General features: G+C 36.7%; 7 protein-coding genes. 6 read left to right on the top strand and 1 reads right to left on the bottom strand.

The features are described 5' to 3' along the window. The first annotated feature begins 1,135 nt into the window (after nt 1-1,135). The 5 genes from CKF58_RS02750 to CKF58_RS02730 all read left to right on the top strand — a co-directional run bounded on the left by CKF58_RS02750 (nt 1,136) and on the right by CKF58_RS02730 (nt 8,584). Complete coding sequence (locus CKF58_RS02750) at nt 1,136-2,386, top strand: hypothetical protein (RefSeq protein ID WP_119530683.1); 1,251 nt, start codon at nt 1,136-1,138, stop codon at nt 2,384-2,386. Nucleotides 2,387-2,580: 194 nt separating this feature from the next. After that, nucleotides 2,581-4,308: a hypothetical protein gene (locus CKF58_RS02745; protein WP_119530680.1), complete on the top strand. Its 1,728-nt coding sequence runs from the start codon at nt 2,581-2,583 to the stop codon at nt 4,306-4,308. Between the two features lie 426 nt (nt 4,309-4,734). Next, nucleotides 4,735-5,868, top strand: a complete 1,134-nt coding sequence (locus CKF58_RS02740; protein ID WP_119530677.1) for a hypothetical protein — start codon at nt 4,735-4,737, stop codon at nt 5,866-5,868. Nucleotides 5,869-6,195: 327 nt separating this feature from the next. Then, entirely contained in the window at nt 6,196-6,987 is a 792-nt protein-coding gene (locus CKF58_RS02735; protein WP_119530674.1) for a hypothetical protein, read from the top strand. A 217-nt stretch (nt 6,988-7,204) separates the two neighbouring features. Continuing rightward, the gene (locus CKF58_RS02730) at nt 7,205-8,584 is read left to right on the top strand and encodes an AI-2E family transporter (RefSeq protein ID WP_147397198.1); all 1,380 of its coding nucleotides are present in this window, start codon (nt 7,205-7,207) and stop codon (nt 8,582-8,584) included. Between the two features lie 103 nt (nt 8,585-8,687). Here CKF58_RS02730 and CKF58_RS02725 read toward each other — a convergent pair whose 3' ends face one another. Next, nucleotides 8,688-14,834 carry a helicase C-terminal domain-containing protein gene (locus tag CKF58_RS02725; RefSeq protein ID WP_119530669.1) on the bottom strand — a complete coding sequence of 2,049 codons (6,147 nt, stop codon included), beginning with the start codon at nt 14,832-14,834 and terminating at the stop codon, nt 8,688-8,690. Nucleotides 14,835-15,241: 407 nt separating this feature from the next. Between CKF58_RS02725 and CKF58_RS02715 the strand changes: the two genes are divergently transcribed. Beyond that, the gene (locus CKF58_RS02715) at nt 15,242-15,661 is read left to right on the top strand and encodes a hypothetical protein (RefSeq protein WP_119530663.1); all 420 of its coding nucleotides are present in this window, start codon (nt 15,242-15,244) and stop codon (nt 15,659-15,661) included. Nucleotides 15,662-15,789: the final 128 nt, after the last annotated feature.

Genomic DNA, 15,789 nt, shown 5'->3' with positions numbered 1-15,789 from the left:
AAATTCCATAAAAATGAAATACCTTTAGTATACAAGTTGCTCATATTTTATAGACAGACAAACCAACTTGTTAAAGTAATTAGAAGAAGAAATCTTTTTTACATAAAAAAACTAAAATGGCTTTGTCATTATGCATTTTGGGAGTTTAGGTTTGCAAAATTTTTCTGCAAACTCGCATTTTATGATCATCTCGATCAGAAAAACGCAAATTTTACGAAACTTTACGTTTAAATTTTGAAAAAAGTGTGATCCAGTTGGCAAATCTGAACTTTTGCTGTGGTAAAAATAAAAAATTAGTTTATGATATAACCAAGCTTTAAAACAGTAATTTTTTTCGTGCTTAGAACTACTACTGTCGATGATTATCATTAGAGTGGTATGTAACGAGCAAGTGAAAAATCTTGAGCGGTCAATGCTATCAATTATGCTTTAATCTATGCACTTAAGTTTAAGGTAAACTGCAAACTCTTCGCAAATTCTTAATGCATAAGTTTCCAGTCGTGAGACTCTAAAACAAGTGGATTAAGTACAGGTTTTAGTAATCAGCATCAAAACGTTAAGTATACTGTTTTCAAGTGTATCTTAATGACAATTGAATAAAATGTAAATAGACCTAAAGGCAGTTAACCACTGCCTTTTTTTATTTGGGGCTACCGCAACAAAAAGCAGCACATCAGAACATACGCTGCAGCAAAATGTAATGCAACGACTTTTGTTGCTTAATTAGTCGAAGTTGAAGTGCAACAGCTTGTAGCTGAGTAATCATTTCGACAGCTAATGGCATAACTTGCACATGTTTGCCGCGTAAAACTAACAAAGCGACAAGTAGCAATTATTTATTAGGGTTTTACGTTTTGGTGGCTCTTAGGTTATGTTATACTTGAGTAAATTCTGACAACCCTTTGACCCCTAAAGGGTACTACTAATTTTTCTCAAACTTATAAAGCTACTAAGTCGCATTTATTAGAAAGTATCTGTGATGTCGTATTTCTTAGATCGTATCTCTTAGATTGTATATCTCTCTTTTCTTTAGAAGCTTGACCGTATTTTTTACTCACCATAGTGACTAACTAGAGCTAGTACTATAGTCGAGACATTTTTACATAATTGACAATATTTTTATAGGTAACCATAGATGCAAGAAACAACTTCAACCCGACCAAGTTTTTGGTGCAAATGGGGTAAAGTTATTGTGGGGATAGTTTTGTTATTGCAAGTGATTATTCTCCACTTTGTTGTACTTAATTATCGTGCGTTAACTATGCCAAGAAACATTCAAGTTTACCAGCGTGTAACCTTTGCTGATAATTTAAGTATGATGATAAGTGAAATTCGTGCGAATGACGCAGTACAGCAAGATTTACTGACGCAAAATCTTTCTTCTTATCCTCGTTTATTAGCGAGTGTGGTAGGTTTACAACAATTGCACTATTACTTTGAGCAATTACCGGAAATTCCAGCAAGTTTACCAACCGAGAAACAAACTGAACTTAACCAATTTAAAACACAATTTAGCCAAGAGTTTGCTGACTTATTAAAGCAGTTAAACTTCCCGTTATTTAAATTAACGCAAACAACTAAACCAGAGCTAAATAAGGCAAATGGTATTTATACCAATAACTTAACCATTACTCCTTTACCTTTAGCTTTAGCGACAACTTTACAAGAGCAACTTAGTACTTTATTAACGCAAGTACAGGCTGCGCGTGAGTTACTCAATAATCCTAAAACTAAACTCGCAAGCACTTGGGTTGCTGACGTTAGTAAACAAATAGCAACGATCAAGCAAACCTTAAGCCAAGCGGCAACAAAAACTCCTAATGCTGTAAGCTCGGCTAATAGTGTGCCTAAAGCAAGTAAAATTTATACCCAAGTAGTTGGTGATTTACATCCTTACTTTATTGATCTTAATGAAGTAGCTGCACAAAACCAAGTAGGCAAATATAATCTGTCCGATTATATGGCAACGATTGCCGAACAAATTAAACAGTTCTATGCTCCATATACTTGGATTCAAAAAATTAAACCAAGTGCCGCTAATGACAAGATCTACAAGCAAATGCAATATAAATTAGACGAAGCGGTTAGTACGTACAATAAATTACAGTACCAACTAATTACATTCAGTCCAATTAATCAAGCAACTTATAATGATGATCTTGGTAAATATGAATCTTTACTATTTTTAGAGTTACGTCCGCTTGAATTACCAATTCTCAAAGTTAACAGCTTAAATAATGCCCAATGTCGTGATTTTAGTTTATTTAAAGCAAAAAAATCGAATGGACAATTATTCTATAGCTGTTATTGGTCGTATCTCCAAGCGATTCAGAACTTTGTTGATACTTACGCTAATAGGATGCCGCAAGATACTCCAGGTGAGTAAGGTCGCACTGACTAACTCGTAGAGTAGAGTTCTGCTCTAAAAACTTTAAATCATTAGAAATAGCTAGAAATAACTAGAAATAACTAGCAATAACTAATTGTTTATCATTATAAAATCCTGTAATATAATAAGAGAGCCTAGAGATCATTGATCTCTAGGCTCAATCATTTTCTCTAGATAGACAGGTATTTTCTATGAAATCTCAACCTAAAGGGTTTAGACGTACTTTACTTTTAGTGGTAGTAGCAAGTATTTTAGGTACTACTACCGTATACAAACTCTTCCAAGCTGAAAAAGCAGATAATTTAAGAGAAGCGAGCTTAGCTAGTCAAACAGCTAGCGCAGCTGAACAGAATAAGGCAACAATTGATCCGGCATTACCAACTGCACCGGAAACAGATGAGCAAAATAATGCCAACAATGGTGCAAATGAGGAGAGCTCTCCTGCTGTAGATAATGCTCCAGCGAGTCTTCCTGCATTTCCAAATGCAGCTCCAAGTAATACAGCGCCAAGTAATCAAGAGCCAAGTACTCCTGCTCCAGTTACAGAAGCTGGTTCTGCTGAACAAACGCCAGAAACTAAGCCATCTGAACAAAGCAATTCTGTAGAACAAAGCAATGCTGCCGAACAAGCTAATGCAAATGCCCAAACTACAGCAGAAACAACAGCAGCAACTGTAACACCTCCAGTAACTTTAGTAACAGTGCAACCGGCAAGTGTAAAATCTGACTGGAATATTAGTGGAGACTTTGCTTCGCTTTTAGTGCCATTACGTGCAGCTAATGTAGAAGGAAATTTAGCGATCTTTAGTAAGTTTGGGCAATATACGCAATTACTCGATCAACTAAATCAGCTCTATCAAAAAGCTACTTATTTTGAGTTATTACCGCAAGTAAATCCTCTAGCGAATAATCCACTCAAAAATGATTTAATGGCTTATAGCCAAGAAGTAAGTCAAGCTTTTAAGCAAGTTTATGCTTTATTAGATTTTAGTCTATTCCGCATTAAACAACTTAGTACTCCGGTTATAAATCCAGCTTTAAGAGCATTCGAACAAAGATTACAACTAACTGCTGTGCCAGTAGAACAAGTGGCAAAACTGCAAGAGTTAGTATTACCAATTCTTGAAGACTTAGAGCAAGTATTAGTCGGTGGAGTAGACAAAGCTAAATTAAGTGCTTCTGAGTTACAAAAACTAGACACTAAAGCTAAGTTCCAAGCTTTAACTAATTATTTACAACAAATTCGTCAAGCTAATCCTGCTGCTTTTACTAAAGCAGGTACTATTGATGATGCACAAGCTTACCAATTAGTACATTTACGTGTATACAACAATGGAGAGTTAGGTCCATATTTCACTCCTCTGGCACGTGAAATGCAAGAGAACTACTTTACACCAATTACTCTAAATAAAAACCTAGCTGAATCTGGTTTAGCATTAGCTAAACTGCAAGAATTAGCAACTTACTTAAGTAGTAAAGTAACTCCAAGCTCGGAAAACGAAAAACGTTTTAAAGAGTTACAACGTAAAGTAAATGCAGCTTTGACGCTCATTGATAAGATGAACAATAAAATCTTAAGTGTAGAAGCTAGTGATAAGGCCGAATATAACCCTCTAACAGGCGGTTACGACTTACCGGTACACTTTTACGTAAGTTATGTAAATATCCCTTACTTAAAAGAGTACAAGTTTAGTAATGCGGTGTGTGATAATTTTAATGTTTTCTCTTTACCAGGTAATATGGATGATCTGATCACTAAATGTTTAGGTGATTTTGAATTATCTTTAGATAACTTTACCGCAAGTAATAACTATCGCATTAAACCAACCATACGTTATTTACAATACTCCACGAGCAATGATGCAGTACTTTCAGAAATGAAAGTAAATAGTCGTCCAGCTGCAACGCAAGGTGAGTGAAAAATATACCTGTATTTAATATGCTTAGGTCTCATACCGCAAGGTATGAGACCTAAGTATATCTATTTCATGGCAGATTTTTGTAAGTTTCCTTTTGTTTTAAGTGCTAAGAGAATTATCGTCTGTTTGAAGCAAAAAGCGAACTTATGAAATTTAAGCTAATGATAAATGAAGCTAAAATTTGAGTAAGGTGAGAGAGCAATTCATGATTTTACCTATGCTATATATTATAGGAAGTAGATGAAAATTAGTTATTTTTGGGGAGGGAATCTAACCGGACCTAACTATACCTAAGCATAACCATACCCAAGCATACCCACAACCCAAGTATAACTATAATCCTTACTAACTAAAAAGTAGCAAGCACTTAATGCGGTGTACAGTTGTGGTGTACAGTGTATCCAGTTTCTCTAGATGGTAAAGAATATGAGCTCATTACAACCCAATCTCCAAGCCGCAAACGAGAGTCTAAAGAGACTTTTTGCCTTAGCAACAGACATTAGACCTCAAGCAGGCAAAGAATCTCATGTCCTTGTAGGAACTATTGACACAAAAAATAAAGAGGCGATGATCCTTTTAGAGGAAGAAGATGAATTCGCACTTACTGGAGTGTTTAATTTTGATCCAGAGACAAATACTTTTACCTTTCAGCCAAGAATAGATGTCTTTGGTTACGAGAGTTACCGAAGTTACTTTGAGCATGTAGCTGCTTGGTGGGATAAAGATTCTTGGGAACAGATTGTTGAACATCAATGGTTAGTCTTTAGTTCCCAAAAGTATCTCTATGAGCAAGTTATTCAACAAGTTGCCCATTTCTTACGGATTTTGAGCAATCGTAAATACTTTTACTCTCTGCAAAATATCCTGATTTTATTTAATAGCGAGCCTTTAGAAATAGCTTTAAAAGCTAAAGATTCAACCGAGTTTTGTCAAATTCTTCAAGATTTCTCTGCACCACAATTAAAAGCGCTAAATGAGTTATGTCAATGGTTAAGTACAGATATAGATAATAAGAACTACAAGGCAAAACAACAAGCTTTTTCTCTTGCAGTGCGCAATAATTTAGGAGCATTAGAGGGAAGATTAAGACATGATATTAATGACTTATTTAAACAGATAGAGAAAATCAAAGAGCAAGCATTAGAGCTATATAGCCAATCTCCAGAGCTTACTGCAGCTAACCAATTTATTACTGCAAACGAAGAAACACAAAGCAAGTTAATTACGCGTGTAAATAAAGTTTTTAATCGTTGTGTGGTGCAAGTTTTAGTTATAACTATCTTAACTGCACTGGTATACAATATCGATTTAGTGAATCAAGCGATTATTATGGCTTTACTTATTGCTTGTGTGATTTGTAGTATAGTACTGACAAATCAAGTAAAATTACTGTCTTACTTTGAGCAAGAAGTTAAGCAGATTTTAGCTCAACAAACTAAGCTTCAAACTAAGCTTCAAACTAATGAGTACCTAAAAGAACAAATTAGTTACCAAAAACGTCTTGCTAGTGTGTTAGGGCTACGTTGTTGGGTTATTTCGTCTTTTAGCCTATTCTTTTAGGCAATATTATTTTTAAAGAGAGATTTTACTTAGTTAAAGCTTACGTACTTTCTATCCTATCCCATCCTATCCTAGCCTATCTTACCTTAAATACTTCATAGAGTTTTTTAAAGGAAAGTTTCGGTGGTTTTAGTTTGTAAGCTTCTTTTCTTTAATTATTATAATCGCCAAAGTTAAAAATAAGTATTGCTCATTAGAGAATTGCACTACAGAGTTGCAGCTTGATATTTAGTAATTATTTAGTAAAAAATTATAGTGATCCACACAAAATCGTATAAAATAAGAGCACAAACATTAAACAAATAACAAACTCCTAGGAGGTAAGAAATGCAAGCTTACCACAAACGATTTTCTGGCACTATTGCTCATAAACTAAATATCAATGCTAACTTCTTTAGTAAAACATTTTTACTCGGAATAGTAAGTTTAGGCTTAGGTTTTAGTTTTACTTCTGTAACCTATGCCGAGGATAATGGGTTCTTAGTAACTAATCCGCAAGTAGCTAATCCTAAAACCTATACTCCAGGTAATACCGTTACCATCAATACTAGCGATGGTAATACCCAAGTAGTACATACTAATGCTACGACTGGTAAACAAGAGTCTTACTGGTTAGCACCTAATCAGAATGCACCGTTAAATCTTTATCGTTTAGGACGAGAAGGAAGAAATAAAGAGCTATTTTATAACTTTAACCTAGCGAATAACTATTGGTATAACGCTAGTACTTTTCTAAGAAGCTTTTACTATCGTGAATTAGGGAGCGCTTCTCCGTTTTATAAGGCTGCTTATTTCAACTCAGCCTACTTCAATGCTTATCCTTATGTAAATCCAGTTGATTTACGTTTAGGACGAGATTATGCAGCTTGGTATCCAAGTTTTAATCTTCCTATTTCATCGATTAGTAAAACCATCTTTTCTCCAACTAGTGGAATAGTACAATATGCGTATCGCGCGAGCTATATGCGTCCGTTCTATCGCAGCAATTCACCGTACAATGGCGTAAATAACTTTACTAATGAAGTGTATGGCGCTGGCATCAGTATTCCAGTTGGTGAGCATGGTCGCTTTAGTGTTGAAGTCAGTACTCCTGTTTACAACAGCAATAAACGCTACTAAATTTTAGTAGATAGATAAAGAAAAACCGAAAGTGATCTATCACAGCTCAAGTGCTCTTGAATGATCCTATTTCTTAAGTATTTTTCTTAAATATCTTTTCTAAGTATCTTTCTTACTTATTTTTAATTAACAAGATTTCTCAATCCTACGCTAAGGTATCTAGTTGTTAAGAGCTAAGCCTTTAACAACTGATGGCTTAGCTCATTTTTATGAATTTATGACTTCGCATTTTGCAGCTAATTCCCCTAATCCTGTTGAGCCGGAAGATAAAAAGACTTCAGGCTCATCACAAACAACCTCTTCTGAAAAGAAGCAAGTTGAGACGAAATCATCGTCAGATAACAAATCTAACAAAGACAACAAAAGCTCTAGTGAAACTCATGCTAGTCAAGCACGCAGCTATTCAGACTATCAGAGCATAAAAACCACAGCCCAACCTAATCACTTGCTTAACTTTACCATGTTCTTTATCCTCATTGGCTTTATGAAGTACTTTGATGATTTTGTGAACATGATGTTGTTATCGATTGTATTTGCCATTATTTTACGTCCAATGGTAAACTTTCTGTCGCATCGTTTAAAACTACCATTTTTCTTAGCCTTATTTACGATTTTCCTAGGCTTTGCCATGGTGCTAAGCTTAATTGGGTTAGTGGTTAATAACACGATTAACCAGTTCTTAAGCAATATTGAATACATTACCACTACGGCAATTAAGAAACTTGATGCTGCGCAAGACTACATTATTCCGCTTATTCGTAAGCTAGGTATAGATGCGCATGATCACTACTCGTTTACGAGTCTGTTCGATCAAGTAAACACTTCTTGGTATCAAGAGTTCTTCAAAAAAATCTGGTACAGCTTAACCGGCTTTTTTAGTGGTACGGTTATTGTGTTACTGACATTAGTGTTTATTCTTATTGACGTAGATTTCTGGCAAGCACGTTTAAATTCAGTGCTAGGTAATCGTCCGCAAAGTCTGCAACACGTATACGATATTTTCTCGTCAGTTTCGACTTATATTGAGAAAAAATTCTTACTCTCATTATTAACCGCAATCTGTGTGTATGTGCTATGTTTGCTTTTTGGGGTGCAGTTTGCCTTAATGTGGTCGGTACTAACTTTTGCCTTTAACTTTATTCCGAATATCGGGGTATTTATCGTTTCAGCACCAATGGTAGTGCAAGTATTTGTGTTAAATACTTTAGGTAATGCCGTAGTCTTTACAGCTTTACTAACAGTAGTTCACTTTGTAACAGGCAATATTATTGAACCTCGTTATATGTCGCGTCACTTAAACTTATCAAATACAGTTGTATGGGTAAGTTTATTATTCTGGAATCAGATTTTAGGTCCGATCGGCATGCTAATTTCAATTCCTCTAACTACGACCATTCGTATTCTCCTTGCCATGAGTCCGCACTATAAAAAATTAGCGGCGATGATGGAGGGTGAACCTACAGATAAAGCTGAACCTGCTTTACCGTGGGACGAACAAACTACAGGTGCTAAAGTTGACCCGCATAAGTTTGTGCGTGAAGAGCACGCTAAACGTCGTCAACAAAAATCTCAAAAGCGCAAAAACAAAAATAAATAAAAATAAGCCTCCAAGCGGTATGCTTGGAGGCTTCAATATTATGTTTTTATTGTGCTTGTGGCTAAGCCAAAATCATTTTCATTAGATGCTAAGACCATTTTAGCTAAATGCTAAAACCATTTTTCTTGGTAACACTTTTAATTAGTGCCACGAGCTTATCTTTTGCACTTTCTTGTTCTGGATTGTTTTGCGCAAACTTCTCACTTTGCTGTTGTAAGAAGTTTACGGCTTGGTTTAAGTTACCTTGCAGATCCAGATGATAATTATCATAGTCTAAAGGCATTTTATGGCGTAAATAATCGTTTACCTTATCGAGTAACACAATTAGACCATAATCGTCTTCAGAACGAATTAGACGCCCAATACCCTGTTTAAAGGTAATGTAAGCATCTGCTCCATAGAATTGTTCGTAATAGTAGTTTTTGTAATCACTATACAATTCTTTTAGGGTTTGATAATAAGCACCTGGATGCGGATTAGGGTATTTATCCAGAATGAGTAATGAGAGTTTATCACCTTTAATGTCAACTCCTTCCCAGAACGAACGCGTAGCAACTACGACTGTACGCGGTGCGTTTTGTAGTTGATCAATTAAATATTTGTGCGTTGTATCTTTACTTTGCGCTAGGACTTGGAAATTCATTTTCTCAATGATTTCGGTCATTTGCGCTTTGTTAGGTTTAACGCCCAAATTATTACATGCTTGTTCAACTTCATAAGCCACGAGCTTTTGGAGTTCGTGTGACACTTGGTCGACTACTTCGTTGACGCGCTTGTTTGAAGTACATAACCATAGGCAGCGTCCTTGATTTGCAAAAATGATTTGCGCAATTTTGGCACTTTCGGCTCGACTAGCACTAAGGCTTTCAGGGTGCTTACCATGAACGTAGAAGTAGGTACTTTTTTGATGACGAAACGGTGAAGCAACAATGCCCACGTCAGCGTCTTTAATACCAAGCGTATTAGTAAAGCGACTACAATCACGTCCGATAGATAAGGTTGCTGAAGTGAGAATCCACTTAGCGCCGAAAAATCTATTACGTAATTTAGCAAAACTCTCTTTAGCGTCTAAACGTTGTAAGTAAAAGTCTAATGCACTCTTATTACGATCAACGTCTACGCGAATATAAGCATATTTTTGTCCTAACCAGTCTGCATAGCGCGGATTAACTACTAGGTGCTCTAATAGCTCATACAAGTTATTTAATTGTGTAAGACGATAACCAAAATCATACATATCTCGTTTAATGGAGTTACGTGCATGGTTTTGTGTTTCATCATCTTTTCTCCCTTGTAGATCATCGAGTTCTTTTTCAAGTTCTTCAAGTTTACGCAGAATTACTGGTTTAATAATTTGGTACAAACGCTTATATACACCAAAAGCAGCATTAGCTAAACTCCACGGAGTTGGTTGCGGACGCGCTAAGCCAAACACATTATCGAGCTTAGTAACATAGTTGTTCTCAGCTCTAAATGGTGGATTAATTGCTAGCTCCATAACATTAGCCACTTGAGCATAAGTAAGTTGCGTTTGTGACGGACATGCTTTATGTCGTAAGTTAAAGGCTAATTGTGCCCATGGATACTCATCAGTACTATAGTAAGGAGTACCATTTTCACTCATAACACCAAACTTAGCTTTAGAGCCTGCAGGTGCGCGTTTTTCACAATCACTGTCGTATTTGTGTTCACAAATAAACATAATCGTTTGCGCAAACTGTTGGAATAAGCTTTTGAGGTAGCTAATGGTTGAACTAACTCCGGCAATTTGACGTCGTAAGTAATTACCACTTAATTTTTCAATGCCTTTAAGTTGTTCTTTTTTGAGATTTAGCGGTTGGGCTATATCGCTCAATGCTAAAGGAGCTAAAGGTTTAACTTCGAGGGCTTGTTGTAAATTAAGTTGGTGTTTTTCACTTTGTAAACGCCAATCGGTAATTTGCAATTCAATTTTTTGGCGCTGCTTGGTGGTTTGCTTGAGTAGCTGTTGTAACTCTTCTTTAGATAAAGTAGCGACATTAGCAGCTAAAGCAGCCGCAGCTGATTTTTCCTGCTCTTGATCCACTTCACTTACAGCTTGAGCTTCAGAATTTTGCTCCTTATCAGTCAATGCTGTATTAAAAAGTTCAACACTACTTTCTAGCTCAGGGGTAGTTTGAAGCTTGCTTTGAAAGGCATCTTTTGAAGCAACTTTAGGATCAGCTTTAGGAGCATCTTTATGATCGCTTGCAGGATCGCTTTGAGGATCATTTTTAGTTTGCTTGTTACTTGCCGACTCGTTTGCTTGTGCTAACTTGGCAAACTCTTGTGCAGTTTGCTTATTGAGTACTTGCTTTAAGGCTTCACTTATTACTTTCTCTTGGGTAATTAGTCCCATGAGTTGGGTACGTAAGTGTTTCATGGTTTCTTGCGCTTGGTTATCAAGAGCTGTAAGCTCTTGAATCGCAAAGGTTTGTTCCCATGCGCTTAAGGCTTGTTCATAAGCTGACTGTTGCTTAGCTATTTTACGTAAATGCCATTGATTTAAGGGTTCGTAAAAGATATCAGCTAGAGTTTGTCGTCCTTGCGAAGCTAAGGCTAAGCTTGGTAGTGATTTAGGACGATAAGCATACTGACATTCTGTGCCTAATAGTTCATTATCACTTGTCATTTCCATAGCGGCAATATCTTCATTTTGTGCTTGTTCTTGGGCAATAATTTGTCCTAGACTCGCCGTAGTTGAAGTTTTTGCAGCCGGAGATGGGGTTTCTGGAGCTTTAATGCGTCCGTGTTTATCTAATTCCGGCTCGTCATTGCCAAAAATGCTCGTAAACGATCCAGCCTTGTAAGTAGTTTGAGGTTTTTTACTCGCACTCGCATTAGCCGTTGTTTGGTTAGGGCTTGGAGTTTTATTTACCACACCCACCCCAGTTAAACGAACTTTACCCTGACGCACACGATTCTCAAAATACCCAATGACTTTTTGATGCTCACGGGCAGCAAAGCCAGGAATACGCTCTAAGTTTACCGCTAAACCAAATGGATTTACCCATTCAAGAGTTTGGAATTGTACTTTTTGCATTAACTCTTGTTGTAAGGCTTTTACTTGCGGTAGAGTTAAAGGTGTAGTACGAATTTGTTGTCTTAACATTTTTTGTGTCTGTTGTACTGCATATAAATGTTTAGTGCAACGTTGCACAAACTCAAGGTTATCATGGAGTAAAGGTTTACTACTGGTATTAGTAGTCTCTTCCGGATTAGTGTGATTGGTGCTAGAGTTTAGACTAGTAAGGGTACTAGTATTTGCAGCAACTACGTTATCACTTTCAAGCTCAGAGTTAACAGTACTAACTACTTGGGTGTTGTTAGAGACTGCTACATTTGCCTCTGCAAGATTATCTTGTCCTTGCGTAGTTGCTAACTCTTGTTGTGCTAGCTGTTCTTCTCCTGCCAGAGCTAGATTTTGTAAGTCTTGTTTGGCTCGCGCTAAGATAGAGGCTTTATGCTCAGGTGTTGCATAGAGATAAGTATTTAAAGCTACCAGACTTGTAAGTAAGGTTGCTTTATTACTTATACTTGCATGTTCATGATAAAGCATAAACATGGCATAAGTGCTCGGACTTAAGTAACTATATTCTGGCTTTGCCCAGATAGAATGATTATTACAAAAAGTTACATAATCTTGGCTCGCTAAATAACCAATCTCTTGTTCAATTTGCGTCGCAAAGAGATTAAACTCATTCCTCCCTTGTCCGATTGGCACATAAGCCGCACGAAAGAATTGCCCTAAGTACCACATACTTGGTAAGTAGTCGATGCCAGGTAATAAAGGTTCAACTTCTTTTAAGTATTGTTGGGTAGCATAGATGCTTTCGCTATCGAGATAGTCATTGAGATGCCCATAAGCTTCACGATGTAAATCGGTTGTAGGATTAGTAAAGTCTGTAGCTTTAAACTTAAAGGTGTGATTAAGAATATCTTTTTGTAGCTCGTCGAGTAAGTTTTGCATGTCATCCGGACGCATATGATTAGTATCAGCATTTACTAATACGTGTGGTAAGTTATGCGCCTCGTCAACCACAATTGCTTGACGATTTTCATTTAAGAATTCTGCTTCACTTTGAGCATAGAGCGTATTGTGGTTAACAATCGCTACTTGCGCTTGTTTAACTACTTCTTTAGCTTGTAAGTATGGACAAGTGTCTTTAAAGTCACATGAGTTCATACTACATTCACGGCGATTTAAAAAGAGAAACGGACGTTGATCTTCACGAATGCGAATATCATTAGGTACATTATCAAAATCCGCCGTATGTTGAGCACGAGCTTCGCATTTTTCTTGATACCAGCTGCGTAGTTTATTTAACGTATTCTTATAGAACTCAACTTTACGTTCTTCAGGAATAATCGCTTTAGTTGATTTTGAAGTAATGGTAATTTCTTTGGCCGTAGAACGGGTTTCATGTTCGTACATGCCAGCAATTAACTCTACGCGTTGATCGGTTGGATCAAGGAGATAAGTTAAGTTGCGCGGACAAAAGTAGTTAGTTTGTCCTTTAAATACGGCATAACGAATATTATCCAGATGTTCAAGTTGCCAGTCTAAATCTAAGAATCTTAAATCAAAATCTTGTGGATCTTTAATCACAATCCCTTGTGCCAGATCGGCAATGATTTTGCGTTTACCGCGGTCAATATCATTAACGTGACGTTTATATTCAGCTTGTTGCTGTGGATCTTTACTTTTTTGTAGTTGTTCAAGCTTATTTTGAATGCGAATCTCAAGTTCTTTAGCGGTTTTGCTAATCCCTTGCACTAAAGAGATAATGCCAGGCAGATCTCGCATTAACTGTTCTTGTAACGACTTCATATAAGTCGAAACTAGCACTCGCTGATTCGCAAAGAGTACTGGAATTAAGTAAGCTAAAGATTTACCAGTACCAGTTGGAGCTTCACGCACAAGGGTATTTAAGTCTTGTTGAATATTACGTGCTTGGTGATTTAAAAAAGCACGAGCTGCTAAGCGTAAAGCTGGATTTTTTATGTCTTGCACTACCGCTTGGCTATGTGCTTGTTCCACTTGCTCTTGTTCTTGTGTGAGGTCAATTTCATTAGCCTGTTGCGCTACTTGTTTAAGTTCGAGCTTATCGCTCATGAGCTGAGCAGTCTGGGTATCTTGCTCGCTTAACAGATTTTGTAGCTTTGCAGTCGCCTCGTTTAGATTTTCAGCTGTTGTAGTGTCAGCTGTGTTGTCAGTGTTGGTTGTTTTTGCGGTGTTTGCAGTGTGTGCTGCAGTTTTACCTTTGCTCGGAGCTACAAGCTCAACGCTGTCTGTAGTTGCAGTTTTAGCAGCTTTCTTGCCTTTAGTTTTACTGGTTACAGTTTGCTTTGCTGCAGTTTGCTTTAGCTGATCAAGCTTTTCTTCACCGTCAATAGTAAAGAGCAGATCTTTTTCTTGATAAGCACGAATAAACTCAGGGTCAGCATGGAGCTTATTAACAATCTCTTGCGCCATGCGTTTAGCTAGAACTTCTTGTTCTCGTTCTGAAGTTTTAACAATTTTTTCCCAAGAGTTTTGCTCTAAAGTTTCGAGTACTTCTAAACGCATTTCATAGTCTTCTTTACTAATGCGTTTAATTTCTTCAGAAATGGCATTGATACGATCTAAAGCTTGCGTTTGATTCTCACCAAACAAATCCTCGTCATCATCGTAATCTAAGGATTCTGATTTAGCAGCACTCTTTTTACTTTTGCCTTTTTTCTTTTTACTCTTACGCTTTTTACCTTGGTAGTTGTTATAATCATCTGGCGCACCAAAGTAATAATCTTCCTCATCGTCCCAATTATCTTCTTCGACACGAATCTGTTCTAACTTATCCCAGATTTTGAATTGGTTGTACAGTAGATTATCGATTTGTAATTCTTTTACCTGATTAACAGTTTGATCTAAAAAGCTATAGATCTTTAAAGCTGTTTGTACTTCAGTATTTTCACTTTCTCTAGGCGCATTGAAGCTAGCTCCAACCATCCCATGTTGGAGTTTTTGTGCTGTACTTGGAGAACTTGGTTCTTGTTCGGACGAAGCTTCTGTCATTAAGCGCGCAATAGTTGCGCGCATGCGAGGATCTCGCATATCGGCTTTAGGGCTAGCTTCAATGAGCTCGGCAATAGCACAAGCGAGTTGTACTTGCTCCTCCCGATATTTAAATTTTTGTGGATGAAAACGTGCAAGGAGAACAAAGTAAGCTTGCACTTTGGTAGCTAAAGACATAGGTTTTTCTATCTAGAATCTTGTGAGATAAATGTGTTCCGTAAAAGATAAGTTATGCTTATCTGTTCGTAGGTTTTTCTTGTTCGTAGTTCAGAGTAAAAGGCTTGCTTATTCCGTTTTGTTCTGTTCTTATATTTTACTAAATTTAGAGGTTAAAAAACTGATTATTAATGGATTTTTCGGTAAAAAGAACGGTTGTATTAAAGCAAAGATTGAAATCAGTAATAAAGGTATGAAAAGAGTATAGACCTATTAAAAATCAGAATAAAAATAAGCATATAACTCCTCAAGATTAAGCTGTGTTGTATCTAAAACTTTATCTAAAATAAATGCACCTAACCTCATGACAATCTGTTATTTTCTTCGCAAGGGTATGATAAAATTTAAGGCAAACTTTTAAGGATCTTATGACACAAGAAAAATCTCTTAATCCGAATTTATTGGTCGATGATGGTGGACAAGCCATTGACTTAACGAACTACGCAGGTTTTACGCCTCTCGTAGATTTAAAATCTTATCGCAAAACAAAAACTCTTCTGCTTGAAGTACTTGATGATAATCTTGCTCCAGAGATTACAAGCGAAGATGTGTTACTTATCGATCAACAAGATAAGTTCTCTGGTGATGGCGTATATGCCCTAGAAATTCTCCAGCACGGTAAAGTGGTAGAAACGCAAGTACTTGCTTATGTAGATTTTGTGGCAAGTAATAAATCACGTATTTATAAAGTACATCAACCACAAGCAGCTAACCCACAACGTACTTTTAATGAAAGTTCAGTGCGTTTCTTAGGTCGTGCCATGGGAGTGATTAAGCATAAAGCTTAGGACGTGCATGGGACGTAATGCATAAAGTAATGCATAGTTGCACAATACACAAGTAAAAATGCCCTGTGTGTAGAAAAAGTACATAAGAGCATAAGTACATCTATAGCAAAACACCCAGTTAAAGTAAG

Origin of the sequence: Psittacicella hinzii (genome assembly GCF_003585935.1) — a bacterium.
GTDB lineage: Bacteria > Pseudomonadota > Gammaproteobacteria > Enterobacterales > Psittacicellaceae > Psittacicella > Psittacicella hinzii.
The sequence above is the reverse complement of the archived record's forward strand: the minus strand, read 5'-3'. Positions and strand labels throughout refer to the sequence as shown.